The sequence below is a fragment of the Aquificaceae bacterium genome, assembly GCA_037722135.1.
Classification (GTDB): domain Bacteria; phylum Aquificota; class Aquificia; order Aquificales; family Aquificaceae; genus Pampinifervens; species Pampinifervens sericum.
Genome location: JBBKAW010000097.1, coordinates 1 through 17,770, shown reverse-complemented (window position 1 = coordinate 17,770; position 17,770 = coordinate 1). Strand labels below are relative to the sequence as shown.

Annotated in this window: 20 protein-coding genes, 1 tRNA gene and 1 other RNA gene; 4 read left to right on the top strand and 18 right to left on the bottom strand. The window is 43.6% G+C overall.

Features of this window, described 5'->3' with window-relative positions:
• Positions 1–82: 82 nt before the first annotated feature.
• From WKI49_06705 to WKI49_06675, 7 genes are read right to left on the bottom strand one after another with little or no spacing between them, the layout of a single operon-like run.
• Positions 83–775, bottom strand: a complete 693-nt coding sequence (locus WKI49_06705) for a 2Fe-2S iron-sulfur cluster-binding protein (protein ID MEJ7622175.1) — start codon at positions 773–775, stop codon at positions 83–85.
• 2 nt (positions 776–777) lie between these two features.
• Positions 778–2,286, bottom strand: a complete 1,509-nt coding sequence (locus WKI49_06700) for a sigma 54-interacting transcriptional regulator (protein MEJ7622174.1) — start codon at positions 2,284–2,286, stop codon at positions 778–780.
• Positions 2,286–2,759, bottom strand: coding sequence for a YqhA family protein (locus WKI49_06695; GenBank protein ID MEJ7622173.1), 474 nt, complete (start codon positions 2,757–2,759; stop codon positions 2,286–2,288). The genes WKI49_06700 and WKI49_06695 overlap by 1 nt, the downstream gene beginning before the upstream one ends.
• The gene (locus tag WKI49_06690; protein ID MEJ7622172.1) at positions 2,756–3,175 is read right to left on the bottom strand and encodes a hypothetical protein; all 420 of its coding nucleotides are present in this window, start codon (positions 3,173–3,175) and stop codon (positions 2,756–2,758) included. The genes WKI49_06695 and WKI49_06690 overlap by 4 nt, the downstream gene beginning before the upstream one ends.
• A 48-nt stretch (positions 3,176–3,223) precedes the next feature.
• The gene (locus tag WKI49_06685; protein MEJ7622171.1) at positions 3,224–3,877 is read right to left on the bottom strand and encodes a hypothetical protein; all 654 of its coding nucleotides are present in this window, start codon (positions 3,875–3,877) and stop codon (positions 3,224–3,226) included.
• A gap of 56 nt (positions 3,878–3,933) precedes the next feature.
• A complete protein-coding gene (locus WKI49_06680; GenBank protein MEJ7622170.1) occupies positions 3,934–4,611 on the bottom strand; it encodes a metal ABC transporter ATP-binding protein in 678 nt (225 codons plus the stop codon).
• The gene (locus tag WKI49_06675) at positions 4,596–5,435 is read right to left on the bottom strand and encodes a metal ABC transporter substrate-binding protein (GenBank protein ID MEJ7622169.1); all 840 of its coding nucleotides are present in this window, start codon (positions 5,433–5,435) and stop codon (positions 4,596–4,598) included. The genes WKI49_06680 and WKI49_06675 overlap by 16 nt, the downstream gene beginning before the upstream one ends.
• A 41-nt stretch (positions 5,436–5,476) precedes the next feature.
• Here WKI49_06675 and WKI49_06670 point away from each other — a divergent pair, with 41 nt between their 5' ends.
• Positions 5,477–6,547, top strand: a complete 1,071-nt coding sequence (locus tag WKI49_06670) for a J domain-containing protein (protein ID MEJ7622168.1) — start codon at positions 5,477–5,479, stop codon at positions 6,545–6,547.
• Here the strand turns inward: WKI49_06670 and WKI49_06665 are convergent.
• Together WKI49_06665 and WKI49_06660 are read right to left on the bottom strand one after the other, a co-directional pair.
• Positions 6,536–7,111 (bottom strand): 3'-5' exonuclease, encoded by a 576-nt coding sequence (locus tag WKI49_06665; protein ID MEJ7622167.1) that lies wholly within the window; start codon positions 7,109–7,111, stop codon positions 6,536–6,538. The genes WKI49_06670 and WKI49_06665 overlap by 12 nt on opposite strands.
• Positions 7,111–9,324, bottom strand: a complete 2,214-nt coding sequence (locus tag WKI49_06660) for a PBP1A family penicillin-binding protein (GenBank protein ID MEJ7622166.1) — start codon at positions 9,322–9,324, stop codon at positions 7,111–7,113. The genes WKI49_06665 and WKI49_06660 overlap by 1 nt, the downstream gene beginning before the upstream one ends.
• A gap of 88 nt (positions 9,325–9,412) precedes the next feature.
• Between WKI49_06660 and WKI49_06655 the strand changes: the two genes are divergently transcribed.
• Positions 9,413–10,711: a succinate--CoA ligase subunit beta gene (locus tag WKI49_06655; GenBank protein MEJ7622165.1), complete on the top strand. Its 1,299-nt coding sequence runs from the start codon at positions 9,413–9,415 to the stop codon at positions 10,709–10,711.
• Between the two features lie 7 nt (positions 10,712–10,718).
• Here the strand turns inward: WKI49_06655 and WKI49_06650 are convergent.
• The 4 genes from WKI49_06650 to WKI49_06635 all read right to left on the bottom strand — a co-directional run bounded on the left by WKI49_06650 (position 10,719) and on the right by WKI49_06635 (position 11,612).
• A tRNA-Ala gene (locus WKI49_06650) sits at positions 10,719–10,794 on the bottom strand.
• A 15-nt stretch (positions 10,795–10,809) separates the two neighbouring features.
• Positions 10,810–10,953: a hypothetical protein gene (locus WKI49_06645; protein ID MEJ7622164.1), complete on the bottom strand. Its 144-nt coding sequence runs from the start codon at positions 10,951–10,953 to the stop codon at positions 10,810–10,812.
• Between the two features lie 34 nt (positions 10,954–10,987).
• Positions 10,988–11,365: a hypothetical protein gene (locus tag WKI49_06640; protein ID MEJ7622163.1), complete on the bottom strand. Its 378-nt coding sequence runs from the start codon at positions 11,363–11,365 to the stop codon at positions 10,988–10,990.
• Positions 11,343–11,612, bottom strand: a complete 270-nt coding sequence (locus WKI49_06635; GenBank protein MEJ7622162.1) for a hypothetical protein — start codon at positions 11,610–11,612, stop codon at positions 11,343–11,345. Before WKI49_06635 ends, WKI49_06640 begins: the two co-directional genes overlap by 23 nt.
• A gap of 17 nt (positions 11,613–11,629) precedes the next feature.
• Between WKI49_06635 and WKI49_06630 the strand changes: the two genes are divergently transcribed.
• Positions 11,630–14,086: a CBS domain-containing protein gene (locus WKI49_06630; protein MEJ7622161.1), complete on the top strand. Its 2,457-nt coding sequence runs from the start codon at positions 11,630–11,632 to the stop codon at positions 14,084–14,086.
• Here WKI49_06630 and WKI49_06625 read toward each other — a convergent pair.
• Positions 14,075–14,413, bottom strand: a complete 339-nt coding sequence (locus WKI49_06625; GenBank protein MEJ7622160.1) for a DUF6394 family protein — start codon at positions 14,411–14,413, stop codon at positions 14,075–14,077. The genes WKI49_06630 and WKI49_06625 overlap by 12 nt on opposite strands.
• Positions 14,410–15,540: a potassium channel protein gene (locus tag WKI49_06620; GenBank protein MEJ7622159.1), complete on the bottom strand. Its 1,131-nt coding sequence runs from the start codon at positions 15,538–15,540 to the stop codon at positions 14,410–14,412. The genes WKI49_06625 and WKI49_06620 overlap by 4 nt, the downstream gene beginning before the upstream one ends.
• Positions 15,541–15,577: 37 nt before the next feature.
• Here WKI49_06620 and ssrA point away from each other — a divergent pair.
• Positions 15,578–15,921: a transfer-messenger RNA gene (gene ssrA / locus WKI49_06615) on the top strand.
• Positions 15,922–15,923: 2 nt separating this feature from the next.
• Here the strand turns inward: ssrA and WKI49_06610 are convergent.
• The 3 genes from WKI49_06610 to WKI49_06600 form a co-directional block, all read right to left on the bottom strand.
• Entirely contained in the window at positions 15,924–16,724 is an 801-nt protein-coding gene (locus WKI49_06610; protein MEJ7622158.1) for a ParB/RepB/Spo0J family partition protein, read from the bottom strand.
• Positions 16,708–17,034, bottom strand: coding sequence for a methionine--tRNA ligase subunit beta (gene metG, locus WKI49_06605; GenBank protein MEJ7622157.1), 327 nt, complete (start codon positions 17,032–17,034; stop codon positions 16,708–16,710). Before metG ends, WKI49_06610 begins: the two co-directional genes overlap by 17 nt.
• Positions 17,035–17,047: 13 nt before the next feature.
• Positions 17,048–17,770 (bottom strand): hypothetical protein (locus WKI49_06600; protein ID MEJ7622156.1); only part of this gene is annotated, 723 nt, incomplete at its 5' end.

The window sequence follows — 17,770 nt, the reverse complement described above, 5'->3', positions numbered from 1 at the left end:
TTTGGTCAAGCTCTCCAAGATATGTGCCCACACCAAGCTCGGAGAGTTTAAGGTCCAAGAAGTTTTTCATAGAAATCCTCCTTTAAAAACTCAAAAAGTCAAAGCCACCTACCTGCCTTTGAAGTAGACCCTTTTCTACAAGCAGGTTTTCTTCCTCTCTTATTAGACCCTCTGGCATAAGCCTTTTGGGACAGGCATAGGAGCAGTTCATGCAATGGGTGCAAAGTTCTGGCTTGAGGTTCTGCAAAGTTTTCAAAGTAGTCTCTTGTTGTGCATTTCTTGGGTCATGAAGGTATTTGTATAATCTTGTGAGGGTTAGAGGACCTCCAAAAAGTCCACTTTCTGATAGCACAGGACACACACTATCACATATACCGCAGAGTATACACTCCCAGCTTCTTGAAGTTTTACGGTTTATATCCTCTTGTAGGCTTATAGTCCCCTCTCCAATACGTAGCCACAGGCTATAATCCTTTAGCCTTTTCACTATGCTCTCGTGGTCTACTACCAGGTCCTTTATCACAGAAAACCTGTCAATGGGTTCAACAAGTAAATCCTCTCCAGAAACCCACGTGGAGCACGCAAGGACTGGCTTTCCATTGAGCTTTACTGCGCAGGTGCCACATATACCCGCCCTACACATACTCCTAAAGGCGAGGGTAGGGTCAAGCTCCTCTTTAACTTTATACAAAAGCTCAAGGAGGGTTATCTTCTGAGAAACCTCAACTTCAAACTCCTCAACACCTTTTGGATGCCTCTTTATTCTAACTTTCACCTCTAATACCTCTTTATTTCAATCTGATACTTTTTTATCCTATAGTCAAGCTGACGCAGAGTATATCCCAAAAGCCTTGCCGCTCTGGACTTTACATACCCTGTCTTTTCAAGAGCTTTTACTATCTCATCCCTCTCCGTGCTTTGTATAACCTGGGGCATGTTTTTTGGACCTATGTCATAAAGCCTTGCAAAAAAGTAAGGTGGTAAGTCCGCCTCCCTTATCAAACCATCTCTAAGTATCACAAGCCGTTCTATGGTGTTTTCCAGCTCTCTTACATTACCGGGCCAAGGATACTCCATAAAAACTTCAATAACTCTTGGGTCAAGTCTTACCCTTTTGCCATATCTTTGATTGAAGACTTCCAAAAAGTGGTCTACCAGTATAGGTATGTCTTCCTTTCTTTCTCTTAGAGGTGGAATGTGGATGGGAAGGACGTTTAACCTGTAGTATAGGTCTTCCCTAAACAGTCCCTGAGAGACAAGCTCGGAAAGGTTCTTGTTGGTGGCGGAGATTATGCGCACATCCACCTTTATAGTCCTTTCACTGCCGAGCCTCTCTATTTCCTTGTCCTGTATGACCCTTAGTATCTTAGGCTGAAGGGCAAGGGGCATATCGCCTATTTCATCAAGAAAAACCGTTCCACCGCTTGCCAGTTCAAACTTTCCCTTTTTTGAAGTGTAAGCACCAGTAAATGAACCCTTTTCGTATCCGAAAAGCTCCGCTTCAAGCAGGGTTTCTGGTATGGCACTGCAGTTTATGGTTATAAAAGGCTTTTCTTTCCGCTTACTCATAAAGTGTATAGCCTTTGCGATAAGACTTTTACCCGTTCCGCTCTCACCGGTTATAAGCACGTTTACATCGGTCTGTGCAACCCTTTCTATAAGGTCAAGAAGGTTCTTTATAACTGGGCTTTTGCCCACTATACCTTCTACGCTGTATCTTTCGCTGAGAGCCTTCGTAAGAAGTCTCTTTTCCTCTTCCCACTCCTGTCTTTCCTGATTTATCCTCTCATCCAATTTGTAAAGCATGCCAATCATAGTCCCCATTATTAACAAAAGCTCCACACCCCTCTCTACGCTTTCCTTTCCAAAGTCCTTAAAGACCGCAAGCACTCCGATTATCTCACCTCCCACCCTAATAGGCACTGCCACAAAGCTCTCACTAGGCTCAAGCCTTTCTCTAAGACCAGTCTTATTAAGATAGGCGTTTATCTTTGTATCTGACAAAAAGACAGGCACGCCGTCTTTGTAGACCTTTCCCACTATACCCTCACCCTTTCTAAAGATGCCCCTTTCCGCCTCCTCCTCTGTTAACCCAAAGGCTTTGACTATCTTTAGAGCCTTTATCTCAGGACTGTAGAGTGCCACATAGCTATGTCTCACATCCCAGTAGGAATAGAGAACCTTTAGAAGCTCCTCAAGGCTTTTTGTAAACTCAAGACCCTTACTGAGTATTTTAGCAACCTCGTTAACTATGGTAAGCTCCCTGAGGTCCAAACCCTTTTCCATCAATGCTCTTCTTTCACTTTGTAATAAAAGATAAGCACGCCAACCACTATGGCAATAGCTATACCAAAGAGAAGGGTTTCAACAGGCTCTTTCCACTTTACCACGTTTTTTGTAAAGGTTATGGCAAGTATGAGGATTATTACGCTTGCCAGCTTAGCCTTGAGCTGGTCTATGCTTTCAATCTTCAACCAATCTGGAACGTTTAACTTTCCTACAAAGAGCTCATAAAGACCTACCGCAAAGATGTAGAGTATCACCGAAAGTAAGTGTATGTCCATAACCGCTATAAACTTAGTGGAAAGTATGGCGGTATCCAAATACTCTGGGTCTGTAAAGACCTTGTAGAGGGTTTCAAAGGAAAGATAAACACCATAAAAGCCAAGAAAAACCGCACTTATAAAAAGGCTCAAGGCTGGAAGCACCGCAATTGCCTTGCCTCTCTCCACAAAAGCCTTCACAAACCTGTCCATCATTCCACCTCTGAATTTATTTTTATTATCACACCCCTTGTTCCAACCTGTGCGTTAGCAAAGCCAATGAGGTCTCCCTTTTGAGCTTCCGCCTTGTCAGAACTACTCAATCTTGCAGTTATTATAACCTGTCCTTCCATGATTCTATCATGGCTTAGCTTATGCTTGCCTGTTATCTTGAACTTGTAGGGTAGCTTTGGGTTTTTCACCCTCAAGACTGCCAAAGGCATAGGATTTTCAAGGTCTCTAACAGATATTATAAGAAAGGTGTTTCCCTTTGGAACTTTGTCCTTGAGAGCCTCATCAAGAACAACCTCACCCTCTATAAACTGATTTCTATACTTTTCAAGAGGCACTTCCTTTGGCAAAGGTTGACAGGCAAAAAGCAAAGAGGCAAGGAATACGAGGAGTTTTGACATAAATCCCTATTATAAGGCAAGAGGGCGGGCTTTCGCCCGCAAAGAGATTTATAGAGACCTACGCAGAAGGTCTTCCCAAACAGGGTTCATGGGTATGGTTCCAAGTTCTTTTACCGTTGACTGCTTTCCGTCCTTTACAGAAACCTGCCATAGTCTTATTACCTTGTTTTGAAGGTCTGCGGTCACCGTATAGAGGTTTTCTTTTCCAGCTAAATACTTAGCTATAACTGGGTCCTCTTGTGCTGCCCTTTCTATCATCTTTGGAACCCATATTCTAAGGTGGAAAAAGATAGCACCTTTGTAGTCCGCATCCGCAAGCCTGCGAAGGGTAGCTTTTGTAAGGTTGTAGTTTACCTCAGGAGACGCTTGACCTCCATAGATTAGGGCTACCACCTGTCCCATAGGTCTTAGATTTTGAGCATCCTCTGGAGAGTTTAGCACCGTGATGTCCAATCTACGCTTACCCTCACTGTCCAAGTATCCTGCACCTATGGCACCCACCAGTGAAGCACATATGGTGGTGTTGTTGGTCAGCACATGGAGATGTTGAACTTTAAAAACATTAGCCATGGTCTCGCCCATGGCTTTGCCAGTATAACCTCTAAGGGTATACTGCTCACCCAAGGTAAGCCCTTGAGACATAGCCTGTGTGGAAAAGCCTACCGCTAATACCGCGGAAGCCAAAAGAGCTTTTATTCTCATGATTCACCTCCTATAAGGTTTTTAGAATATTATAAAAGGCTTATGTTAAGTTTTCGTTAAGGATGCAATCTGTAGAGTTCTCTTACAAGGTCTTGAAACTCTTCGGGTTTTATGACCCTGCAGAAGGGCATACCAATACACAGAATCCTTTTTGCGTTCCTAAGCACAAAACCCACATCATGAGACACCACTATCACTGTCCTATCCTTTGCCACCTCCTTTAGGATATGCTCTATATGTTCTTGAGCGTGTATATCAAGACCGGTCATAGGCTCATCAAGGACTAAAAGGTCTGGGTTTGTGGTAAGGGCAAGAGCAAGCAACACCTTCTGCTGTTCTCCACCAGAGAGCTTTACAAAGGGTCTGTTTAGCAGGTTTTCAAGGTGTAGGAAGGCTATAACCCAACCCACTTTTTCTTTGGGTGCAACCGCTCTTAGAAGCTCCCCCACATTACCTGTAAAGGATTTTTCCACAGAAAACCTTTGAGGCACGTAGCCTATCCTCTTCCATTGATTAAAGTTATCCAAGCTCTCACCAAAAAGTTTTACCTCTCCTCTTTGAGGCTTTATAAAGCCAAGCAAAATTCTCAAAAGTGTGCTCTTTCCTGCACCGTTTGGTCCAAGAATTCCAAAAAACTCTCCCTTTTCCACATAAAAGCTCAAGCCTTCAATAAGAGGCTCATCCTCTCTGTATCTAAAGTGAAGGTTTTTGACCTCTACTATTTTCTCTGGCACTCAAGACCCTCTGAAAGCCTCTCTAAGTTTCTCCTCATAATAGAAAAATAGTCGTCATTTCTCTCCTCTGGAAAGAGAGATGAATTAAAGGTCAAAACCCTTGCACCCACTTCCTGTGCTACCCTTCTTGCAAGCCTTTCGTCCTGTCCCAACTCCGCAAAAACCACACCCGCTTTAGCTTTCCTTGCCCTTTCTACCATACGCCTTACCTCAGAAGGTCTTGGCTCTTCTTCCGCATGAACGCCCCTTAAGCCCACCGTCTCAAGTCCATAGTCCCTTCCCAAGTATGCGGTAGAGAGGTGGGTAATCACCAAGGTTCTTGTCTTACACGTGGAAAGCACTTCCCTGTATTCCTTATCCAACGCCCTTAGCCTTTCCATATACTCACTTGCTCTCCTCTTGTATTGTTCAGAACCAGCTGGGTCTAATTGAGACAAAACCTTTTGTATGTTTTCCACCACTCCCATGTATGCCTTGGGAGAGAGCCAAACATGTGGGTCGTAGTGCTTTCCTGCCCTAATAAGTGTTAGGTTTTGTGCAAGGGAGTAGGCTCTGCCTTTCCCCATCTTATTGGCTACTTTTCTTTCCCACCCTTCTAAGCCAAGATACAGAAAGGCTCTTGCCCTTTGAAGCCTTCTGACATCATCAGGTTTTAGCTCGTAATGGTGAGGGTCCGCCTGAGATTTTATGAGCACATCCACTTCAAACCTATCGCCTGCCAAATACTTAAGGGGATAGTATATGGGATAGGAGGATGCCATCAAGAGGTCCTTAGTATATCCAAAGGTAAAGATTAGGAGCACTGTTAGGAAAATCACCAACATGCCTTTAATTTTAGCAAAAAAGAGCCTATATTATATCCTCAATGCCTATAAAAGACTATTACCAGACCTTAGGTGTATCAAGGAACGCCAGCAAGGAAGAGATAAAGAAAGCCTACAGGAGGCTCGCCAAGGAGTGGCATCCTGACGTAAACCCTGACCCACAGGCAAGTGAACGTTTTAGAGAAATAAACGAAGCCTACCACATACTTTCTGACGAAGAGAAAAGAAGGGAATACGACCGTATACTTCAAAGCGGGGACGAAAAGAGATACAGGGATTTCATGGAATACATCCAAGACTTCCTTGAGAGCATATGGCAGGGTATGAGAAGAGCACCAAAGCCCAAAAGGGGACAGGACATAAGGTTAAAGTTAGAGCTAAGCCTTGAAGAGGCTGTCTTGGGATGTGAAAAGGAAATAGAATATGACCGTTGGGTAGACTGTCCCGATTGTGAAGGTAAGGGATATAGGGGTCAAATGGAAAAGATGCCCTGTCATGCCTGCGGAGGGACTGGTAGAAGGGTTAGCGGCATATTTAACTTCCCAAGACCATGCTCTGTCTGTAAAGGAAGGGGCTACATAATAAAGAACCTATGTCCTACCTGTGGAGGAAGAGGTAGGGTGGCAAAAAGAAGCAAGGTAAGGGTAAGCATTCCACCCGGGACGGACGAGGGTGAGGTTTTGAAGGTTTCCGGCTTTGGTCATACAGGAGAAAGGGGTGGAGAGCCAGGAGACCTTTATTTGAGGATAAGCATAAAACCACATGAAGTTTTTAGAAAAGTAGGCAAAGACCTCTATATGGAAAAGTTCATATCCTTTCCCATGGCGGTGCTTGGTGGGACTACAAAGATAAGGTGGCTTGATGGAAGAGAGATAGAAGTCTTTGTCCAGCCGGGAACAGAGTGTGGGTCAACAAAGACCTTACCGGGCTATGGATTTCCTGCAGGTGACGGTGCGGGTAACTTGATAATAACCTTTCGCATAGAAGTTCCCAAAGATGTAAGCGGTTCACTCAGGGGGCTTCTTGAAAAACTTGCCAAAGAGCTAAAGGATGAGGGAGTAGAGGTAAGAGGTGGACTTATTGAGAGAATAAGAAACCTTCTACCCCTTTGAGAGTTTCTTTATTCCTAAGTAATCCCCTATGCCGAGCCTGTGCCACAGTAGCTTTAATAGCTCAAGGAATACAAGAGCAGTAATCTGGGCATCATCCATAGCCCTGTGGATGCGTTTGTATTCTATTCCAAAGTAGTCCGCAAGGTCTTTCAAAGAATATTTTCTAAGGTCTGGAAGTATGTTTTTAGCAAGTTTGAAGGTGCATATGTGAGGGTGTCTAAACCTTTTGCCATATAGCCGTCTGTAATACTTGTCTATAAAGGCAATATCCTTCTCCACCCTATGGGCAACTATCACACTATCACCTACAAACTTGAGAAACTTTGGAAGGACTTCCTCCATCTTTGGCTTTCCCACAAGCATGGCGTTGGTTATGCCTGTGAGGTCTGTTATTCTCTGAGGCAGGGAATAGCCTGGATATACAAGACTTGAAAACCTATCTGTTATAACTCCGCCCTCAACTCTAACACAGGCAATTTCAATTATTTCAGACTTTGAGGGGTCAAACCCTGTGGCTTCCACATCTATGCTCACAAAGGTGCTTTCAAGCAAAATTTCTCTCATTATGGGATTTCCTCAACCTTTGGCTCTTTCCTTAGATATTTGGGGTCTACAATGCCTTCAAGTTCATCCCACTGCTCCTGAGGCTCTGTTTGATTTTCACTTCTGCATACCCCCTCGGTTCCTTCCACAAAAAGCATAGGCTTTGGACAGTTTACCACAACCACGCCTTGTGGTATAGGAAAATCTTTGTTAGGATACATATAGCCAGCAACGGACATAAAGTCTATCCATATGGGAAGTGCAACCCTTGCACCTGCCATTCCTCTACCCATGCTCCTCCTTATGTCAAAGCCTACCCATACGCCAGCCACTATGTCAGGTGAAAAGCCTACAAACCATGCGTCCACGTAATCGTTTGTAGTCCCTGTTTTGCCCGCCACTACCCTTTGCAAAGAGCTTGCGGACACTGCAGTCCCCTCAAGCACCACAGCCCTTAGCATGTCCACAAGAACTCTTGTCTCCTGTGGAGGTAAGACCTGCTCACACCTTGGAGAGTTTTCTTCAATAACAGAACCATCGGGTGCAACTATTTTCCTGATAAAGTAAGGCTCACATCTAACTCCAAGGTTTGCAAAAGTTTGGAAGGCAGAAGTGAGCTGGAGAGGAGTAACTTCTATACTACCAAGAGCCATGGAATAGTAAGGTTTTAGCTCAATACCAAGAAGCCTTCCAATCTCTATAGGCAGGTCAAAGCCTATGTCCGCAAGAAGGTTTACTGTGGCAGTGTTCACACTTTTTGCCAAGGCGGTTCTTAGAGTAATCCAACTATACTTCGCACCATCATAGTTATCAGGAGTCCAATTCCTGCCTGTAGATGGGTCATAAAAACTCCTTGGAGTAGCATCTATTAAACTGGCTTGCGTATAACCCTTCATGAGAGCTGCAAGGTATATTACAGGCTTTATAGCGGACCCAGGCTGACGCTTTGCGTAAACAGCTCTGTTGTAGGGGCTTCTTAGGTAAGAATATCCACCCACCATAGCCTTTATAGCACCCGTTTTCACATCAAGACTTACAAGAGCTCCCTGCAGGTCTGGGAGCACTTCCGCTTTTATCTCCCTGCTCCTTCTGTCCTGATAGAGTCTTACAAGCACAAAGTCTCCCTTTTCAACAGGCAGACTCCTTCTTTCAAGCTCAAATTGGTATTCCCCCAGCTCCAACTTAAGTTTTTGTCCCTTTACAGAAAGCACCTTACCTATGTATACCTTACCGGGTTTTAGTTCAACCTTTTGTTCCTCATACTTCTTTGCAGTTTCATACGGGTCTTCTGGTAAAAAGGGTATTTGGTTTGCCCTGGCAACTCTCATAATACCTCGCTTCAACACGTTTTTTGCATGCTCCTGAAGGTCCTTATCCACGGTGGTGTATACCTTGTATCCTCCAGCTAAGATAACCTCACCATACTTGTTCGCAAGATAGTCCTTTACATAATCAAGGAAATAATCCATACCGTAATATCTGTTCTCTAACTTAACGTTTATAGGCTTTTCTATAAGCCTTCTGTATTCCTCTTCCGTGATATATCCATCCTCATACATACGACGAAGCACATAGTTTCTTCTCTCTTTTACCCTGTCTGGATTTCTAAAGGGATTATAGCGTGTAGGTGCCTTTGGAAGACCAGCTAAGACTGCAGCCTCGTCAATGGTGAGCTCCTTTACAGATTTCCCAAAGTATACCCTTGAAGCCGCTTCCACGCCGTAGGCTCCCTGACCAAGGTATATGTAATTCAAATACATTTCCAGTATCTGGTCCTTTGTAAAATGCCTTTCAATCTTGATTGCCAAAAGAGCTTCTTTTATTTTCCTCTTTAGACTTCTGTCTGGTGTTAGAAAGAGGTTTCTCGCCAACTGTTGGGTTATGGTGGATGCACCTTGATGAATTTTTCCGCGCTTTACATTTGCAACGACAGCTCTGAGTATGGCTACAGGGTCGACGCCAGGGTGTCTGTAGAAATTTTTATCTTCTGCGGAGATGAAAGCCTGCCTAACATGGGGGGGTATATCCTTTAGGCTCACATAGTATCTTCTTTGCAATGCTACATCACCAAGGGGTCTGTCCTTTGCATCATATATCACTGTAGCTACCGGAGGTTTCCAGCCCCTCAAAGCCTCCACTGGAGGAAGGTTTGCAGACAGGATTAGTATAAAGGCTAAGGACATTAAAAGGAACACACCCAAGAAACCTAAAAAGGTAAAAAGGACTTTACGCACATTAATATATTAACTCTATTTGTGGCTTCTGTTAACTACCAGAATGGTATAATTTTAGTCATACCAATTTCTAAAAAGGAGGAAGCCCATGAACCTTTATGAGTATGAAGCATACGAGAAAATCTTCAAGAAATACGGAATCCCTACTCCAAGGTATGTGTTCGGTGACCATCTAAGTGACGACATTGTCAACTTTATAAACCAGCTGGGTGAGTGTGTAATAAAGTCCCAGGTGCTCGTAGGCAAGAGGGGCAAAGCTGGAGCGGTAAAACTTTGCAAAAACCCTGAAGAAGCGGTAGAAACCTTTAACGCTCTTCTTAATTATCCCGTTTACGGTGAAATGCCTGTAGGTCTTTTAGTAAGTGAGAAGGCTAACATACTAAAGGAGCTTTATGCATCCATCACCTATTCCACAGAGGTTAGAGCACCAGTGCTTACTCTCAGCCTTGAAGGAGGTATGGACATAGAGGAAGTCCCACCAGAAAAGGTCAAAAGCTGGGTTATTAATCCAATGAAAGGGCTATATCCCCATATGGTCAGAAACTATCTTCTTGAGCTTGGCTTTCCTCAAGAATACATGGGAGTTTTGAGAGAGCTCTCTGAAGTCATAGCCAACATGTGGAAAGCCTTTTGGGAATCGGAAGCAAGGCTTTTGGAGATAAACCCCCTTGCCATATGCGATGTGGGTGGCAAGCAAAGAGTCCTTGCCCTTGATGCGGTAGTAACCATTGACGACGATGCAAGTGTGCCACCCGCAAAGATATATGGAGTAAGAACCGCTCTAAAAAGACCACCCACAGAAAGGGAAATAGAAGCATCTCTAATAGACAGAGACGACCACAGAGGAAAGGCTGGTTCTTACGTGGAGATGGACGGAGATATTGCTATGATGACCTTTGGAGGTGGGGGTTCAACGGTTACCATAGAAACCGCATATGCGGTTGGTCTAAGACCAGCCAACTTTACCGACATAGGAGGAAATCCTCCTGCAGAGAAAATGTATAAGATAACGAGGATAATACTCTCAAAGCCCGGTATAAGAGGAGTATTGGTCTGTGGTGGAACCGCTAACAACACAAGGATAGATGTAACTCTGGGTGAAGGTGTGGCAAATGCCATAAGAGACCTTCACAAAGAAGGAAAACTCAACCCAGACTGGATATGGGTGGTGCGTAGAAACGGACCAGAAGCAGAGAAGGGTCTCAGAATGCTTTACGAAGCCATGAAGGAGTGTGGAGTAAAAGCGGAAATATACGACTCATCTTTGCCACTTACCGAAGCACCTATAAGACTAAAGGAACTTCTTGATAGGTGTGAATCTCTGCAGAGAGAGTCTAAGGAGGATAGACACTTAACAGAAGAGCAGGCTCAGGATATGGGAATATAAAAAGGATTGGTGGAGCGGAGGGGACTTGAACCCCCGACCTCCTACACGCCAAGCAGGCGCTCTCCCAACTGAGCTACCGCCCCTACAGGTTAAATATTTTAATGCATATTTCCTTTCTTGTCAAAGGACTTTTTTTGAACTTCAAACCTAAGCCTCAAAGCTGTCCTTCTCCTTTCCCTTTCTTCCATAAAAAGCTTAAAGACTTGCTTTTTCAAAGTTTTGTATAGGTCCACCATCGCCATACCTTACCCCCTGTGAGTAGATTTATCCTATAATTTAACCCTCCTTGCCTGGTCCTTCCACACTTTTGAAGGCATAACTACAGAAGGGACACTTCTTTGCCCTCCAGTGAACTTCACTATAACACTCAGGACACCTTTTCTTCCCTTTCAGATATAGAAATAGGTTAAAGTGGAAGAAGACCTTAGGAAGAAGGTATAGGGAAAATATTAGAAGTATAACCAGCCAAGCCTTTATAGGAGTTATTGGGTCAAACATCTTAAGCCATAAAAGGGTAGTGCTTATGGAGGAAATCCAAAAGGCTATACGCCTATCTAAAAACACCTGTGCAAGAAGCTGGATTAATGCCATCCAGAGGAAAAACTGAAAAAGAGTATTCCTAAAGAGAGGCTCAAGCACCTTCAGGTCTTCCATTTTTGGTAATCCCCCTCAATATTAATAGAAGGAAAAAGCCAGATATGAAACCGAGAAAACAGAAAACAAAGCCATATACATCTTTATAAGCATAGCAAGAAAAAAGTGCAAGAGCAAATATGAAAAGTTTAAGGGGAAGGGTCAGTATATAGGCAGGCATTAACTTAAAGTTGGCAAGCCTGTAGGTAAGCTCTACGAAGACAAAACCCAAAAAAAGTCCAACGAAAGTCATTATTACCTTATCCACAATATAATTTTAAACCCATGCCTAAACTGATAGTCCTTCAGGAAGGAGCGGATTTAGACGCCCTTTCTTCTGCCTATGGAGTTATGCTTTTGTATGAGGATGCCTTACTTCTTAAACCCTCTTATCTTTCCAAGAGAGCCAGCGAGGTGCTTAACCACTTCAAGGAAAGATTTAGACTTTTGGATGCCCTCCCCGAAAGTTTTGATTTGGTGCTTGTGGACAACCATGACTATGAGGAATACCTGCAAAGGTTCGGTGAAAAAATAGGCAAGATATACATATTTGACCACCATCCCTCTGCACCCAAAGGCTTTGAGGGGAAAGTGGATGCGGTGGGAAGTTGCACAACCCTTATTGTGGAAGAACTTATGGAAAAGGGAAGGGACATAGACAGCGAGTCTGCCACCATATTGGCTTTTGGTATATACGAAGACACAGGCATGCTTACTTACGAGGGAACCACGCACAGAGATGCAAGGGCGGTAGAATGGCTCTTGCAAAAAGGCTTAAACCTTAAACTTCTTAGAAACTTTCTAAGTGGTGGCATAAGCAAGGAACATATAGACCTTCTTTCAAAACACTTAATTAGCCTTGAAAGCCTCTTTGTGGAAGGCAAAAGGGTAAGCCTTGTAGTTCTAAGAATGGAAGAATACGAGCCAGAGATTCTGAGCCTTGTATACGAGCTTAGGGATATAAGGGAGTCTTGTGCCTTTTTCGTCATAGTTGAGGCAGGTAGCAAAACTTACCTTTTTGGACGCTCTCTAAAGGGTGAATTTGATGTGTCTGAGGTGCTCAAAAGGCTTGGTGGTGGTGGGCATGAATTTGCAAGTGCGGGGAAGTTTGAAGGGGTTTCTGGAGAAAGGCTCAAGGCTGTATTGGAGGCTGTGCTAAGGGGGGAGAGAGTTCCACTAAGAGTGAGAGATATAATGAGCTATCCACCCTTTGTTCTTCATGAGGATATGGATATAAACCTTGCACTTCTTGAGCTAACTCAAAGGAACTTTGCGGGTGCGCCGGTGGTAAATGACGAAGGCAGGCTTGTGGGAGTTGTATACAAAAAGAGCCTTCTTAGAGCTCAAAAGCATGGCTTGAGTGGAAAGGTTAGAGACTTTATGGTGGAAGAGTTTCATACACTCCTTCCAGAGGACTTTGTGTGGGATGCGGAGAATATCCTTTCAAAATACGGAGAAAAGCTCATACCAGTTCTTTCGGAAGGAAGGGTGGTGGGTGTAATAACAAGACTTGACCTACTTTATGCCTATAGGAGGCATATGGAGGAAACAAGAGCCTACGAGAGAAAACTCTCCGTGCCAGAAGAACTAAAGTCCCTTTTGGAAAAGATAGGAAATACCGCAAGGGAACTTGGCTATAGGGTTTATCTTGTGGGAGGTGTGGTAAGGGATTTGCTTATGAAAAAGAGCATATGGGACCTTGACCTTGTGGTGGAGGGCGATGCGGTAAGGCTGGCTCAGGAGCTTGCTGGTAGGTGGAATGTGAATTGCCACGCCTTCCCCGAGTTTGGAACCGCACACATGAAGACAGAAGGCTACAAGTTAGAGTTTGCCACCACAAGAAGGGAAACTTACCCTCACCCTGGGTCTTACCCGGTGGTGGAATGGGCTACCCTAAGGGAAGACCTGCTTCGTAGAGACTTTACCATAAACGCCATGGCTCTTTCTATAAACCCAGAGGACTTTGGCACTCTCATAGACTACTTTGGAGGTCTCAGAGACTTAAAGGACAAAATAATAAGAGTTTTGCATCCTATGAGCTTTGTGGAAGACCCTGTGAGAATACTTAGAGCCTTGAGGTTTGTAGGTAGGTTTGACTTTAAGCTTTCAAAAAGCACAGAAAAGCTCCTTAAGAATGCAGTGGAAATGGGTCTAATAAAAAAAGCTCCAAAAGGAAGAATACTCAACGAGCTAAGACTTGCTCTCAGAGAAGAAAAACTCTTGGATATTCTCAGGCTTTACAAAAAGTATAGGGTTCTTGAACAGGTAATAGAGGGCTTTGAGTTTAAACAGGACATAGAAAGGGACTTAGAAAAGCTAAGAGAGATAATAAGCTGGCATAAAATAGAGTTTCCTCAAGAGAAAATAGACTATGGTTGGGTGTATTTTCTATTGCTTATAAAGAACCTCAAAGGGGAAGCAGGAGAGCTTATCCTAAGAGACATTAGCGCACCCTCTTGGGTAAGAGAAAGCTACAAGCTATTAAAGGATAGCCTACACAAGGTCATACAGACCCTAAAAACCGCAGAGAAAAACTCAGAAGTCTACCTAACCCTTAAGGGCAAGCCCACAGCCTTTCTTCTGATTCTTATGGTCTATCAAAGAGACAAGGTAAAGCTGTATCTGGAAAAACTTCGCCATGTAAAGGTAGATGTTGAAAGGTTTAAAGGGCTTGAAGGCAAGGAGCTTGGACAGGCTATAGAGAGAGAAAAGCTAAGGCTAATGGATAGCCTACTCCTCTGACAGGTAGCTAAAGATAGCTTCTATGATGGAGAGGAGTACGGATATGATGTTTGCTGCAAGAGCACCAATGGCAAGGCTGACCGCCTCCGGGATATCTCCCAAGAAGTATATAAAGACTGCAGGTATGAGGTGAAGGTCTGCCACAAGGCTCGCTGCGGTCATCTCAGTTGCCAATATCTTACCCTCGCCGAGCTTTAGTATGGTGGCAGTTAGGTTTGCTATAACCGTTATCACAAGCTCATAGGGATTTGGGTTAAATATAAAGCTAATGTTTGTAGTGAGAGCCATAAGCAGGAAAAAGTCTGTCATTATTTTCTTGAGCCTCATTTTAGAACCTCCTTGTAGAAATCCATAGCCTTTCTTATATTTGAAGGCTTACCAAGCAGTAAAAGTGTATCTCCTTCTTCTATCTGTGTATCTCCAGATACTGTAAGCTCCAAGCTTCCATCAAACCTCCTTATACCTACAACAGTAACTCCGTATATCCTCCTTAGGTCTATATCTTTAAGCTTCTTACCCACAAGAGAACTACCGCTTTGAACGAATAGCTCCACTATCTCAAGCTCCGTCTCCTCGCCGTAGGCTATCCTGTCAAAGAGGTCAGAAACATAGCCTCCCATTTCATGTAGCATATAGGAAAATATCCTGTTGGCTATTAGCTTGTCTGGAACTATAACCTTGTTGGCACCGAGCTCTTCCAACTTCTGGGCTGTGCCATCGGTGGGTGCGGTAGAGTATATAAAGAGCTTTTCCTTATCAGGCACAAGAAGCCTTGCAGTGGCAATAACTGCTATATTTTTCGCTTCGTCCTCCATATTGGCTATAAGATACTTAGCTCTATGTATCCCTGCAGAGAGGAGTGCGGTCTTTTTAAAAGGCTCTTCCGCTATAAAATACCTTATGTTGTGTCGCTGTATATACTTTAAGGCTTCCTCTCTCGCATCTATGACTACAAAGTCAATTTTCCTCTTACGCAAAGCCTCCGCAAGCCACGCAGATGTTTTGTTATATCCACACACTATGGCATGGTCTTTTAACTTTTCAATATCTGTGAGCATCTTTATGTATTTTATTAGGTTTAGCACATCGCCTACAAGAAAAAGTCTGACAATTACCGTTACCGAAGTGGTAAATACGCCTATACCCATCAGGGCAAGAAAGGTGGTGAATATTCTGCCTGCAGGAGTGTCCGTCCCTTTGGCTATTTCTCCAAAGCCTATAGTTCCTACAGTTATAACTGTCATGTATATGGAGTCTATAAAGTTACCATCAGAAAGTAGCATGTATCCCAGAGTGCCTACGCTTATGGAAAAATGTAGAAGTAGAAGAGGTATTCTCAACTCCTTTAGAGATTCTATTAGCCTACTTTGATATATTTCTATCAACTGCTTTTCCCTTTTCTTTTTCAGCTTTAGCCTTCTCCTTATACCCTTTAGTCTTGACAACTTCCGCATTTGTACTATAATAATACTTTAGGTAGAGTTCCCTTAAGGGGGCGAATGGGTTCGACGGGGACTGTAGGACAGGGTTGCAGGCAGGGTGGCAACCTAAAGAGCCACTAAAAACACTTCCCGAAAGGGAACTCGCTCTCGCTGCCTAACTAAAGGCAGTGGCTCTGCAACCACTGCACCTCTGGGTGGTTGACAGGGCTTAGACACAGAGGTGTAGGCGCAGGTTAGTGCAGGGCTGACCTGAGCCGAAAAACTTCCCTGCTCGCCTCTTGGGAGTTTGCCAGTGGACGCCCAAGAGGTCAGAGTAAAACACTGGCTAAGCCTGTAGAGGCTCTGGACTCCGAAAGTCCTCGGACGCGGGTTCGATTCCCGCCGCCTCCACCAAACTAAAACTCCTCAAGCTCCCCCTCTTCAAAGCTAACGCTTTCTATTGCAGGGATGAGCTTTTCAAAAACCTGGTAAAAGTCCTCACTTAACATTCTCACATACTTTCCATAAACACTCTGAAAAGCTTTTGAGACTATAGCCTCTTTTTGAAGTGCGTTTTTTAATCCAAGCTCTTCGTATCTTTTGTTTAAAACCTCTTTTGCTTTGAGAAGGATCTTAGCTCTTTCTTCCCTTTCCTTTTCCGCTTCGCTCAAAGGCTTTTCCAGAAAGGCATCCACCTTCTTGAGAACTTTTTCAAAGGCATAGCCGGGGAATTTCTTATCTCCGTATTTGTCTACTACAAAGCCTAAAGTGATTAGATATGCATCTTCTATGAACTTTTCCAGACGGTATTCGGGAAAGTTTGGGTCCCTTTGGAGATAGGACATGAATATCTCATAAGCCTGATGAGCTCTGTCCTTTAAAGAAGGAACTTTCTCTATGTTTAAGGCTATTATGTAGTCCTTGGCGGAAGGTGGCAATATAACTGCTGGAAACTCTCTCATGCCAAGCTGTCTACCAGCCTCAAACCTATGTTGTCCGTTTATAACCTCATAATAGCCATCCTCTGTGGGAACCACCGATATTGGCTCTACAAAACCAACCTTTTCCATAGATTCCATAAGTCTCTTTATGTGCATATCCGAAAGCTCCCGTTGAATAGACGGTATAACTATCTTCTCAGCAGGTATAATAGCAAACTCAAGCTCAAGTCCTTTTATAGGCTCTACAAACCTCATGGCTTCACCCAGCCTTTGCACCTTCCTTTATATCTCTATCAGGAACTATAAGTGAAAGACTTTCTCCATCAGAGAGCGCAAGCACCATACCCTGAGACTCCACGCCAAATATCTTTTTTGGTTTTAGGTTTGCCAGCATTAGCACCTTCTTACCCACCAGCTCTTCCGGACTATAGTGCTTTGCTATACCAGCCATCAACGTCCTCTCCTCCTCTCCAAGAGACACCCTCAACTTTAAAAGTTTTTCTGAACCTTCTACCCTCTCTGCGGACAACACCTTCGCAAGCCTTATATCCAACTTTAGAAAGTCCTCTATGCCTATAAGCTCCATAGGAATATATATTTTAACTCATTTCCTTATCACCAGGGAGATGTCTGAAAAACTCTACCAGTTCATACAAGATAGTTCTTAAAGGAAACACGTAGGAACTTCTAACTCCATCATTGGCTTGACGATTTATAGTTAAGTAAATATTCCTTTCCTTTGAGTATAGGCTTAGCTTGCTGTAAGGCACTTGAAAGGCTTCACTTTCATACATGGAAAGGGCGATAAGGGTAAAGAGGAAAAGGTTGTGCTGTTGAGAGTAAACCTCATCAGAAGACCATCCTATCTTCTCTGTATAAAAGACCTGCAGGGCAGGATGATGTATGTCTTCAAATTCCCTTGAAGGTCTTGCAGGTTTTATGGCTATGGCTGCTGCGTCTTCTTCAAGCCTAATACCCAAGCTCTTTGCAAGTTCATTAAACTGTTGAGTGTATATAACAAGACAGTCATTGTCCGCCTTTTGAGAAACGTATGCGGTCTTTAGTTCCTTGTATCTCACGAAAAGGGCTTTTCTTTCAAAATCACTGTAGCTACACATATCCTCATAGAGGACCTTTGCATATCCGTCCTTTAACGCACTAATAAAACAGAACCTGCTCCTTTTGTCCTCCATCCTCTGCCTTATGTATTCCTTCAATCTATCCACATCCTCTCCAAAATAATCACACATCACAAAAAACTTATCCTCAAGCCAAATTCTTGCGTTATTCCCCTTTGATTCAATAGTGTAAACCTCATACAT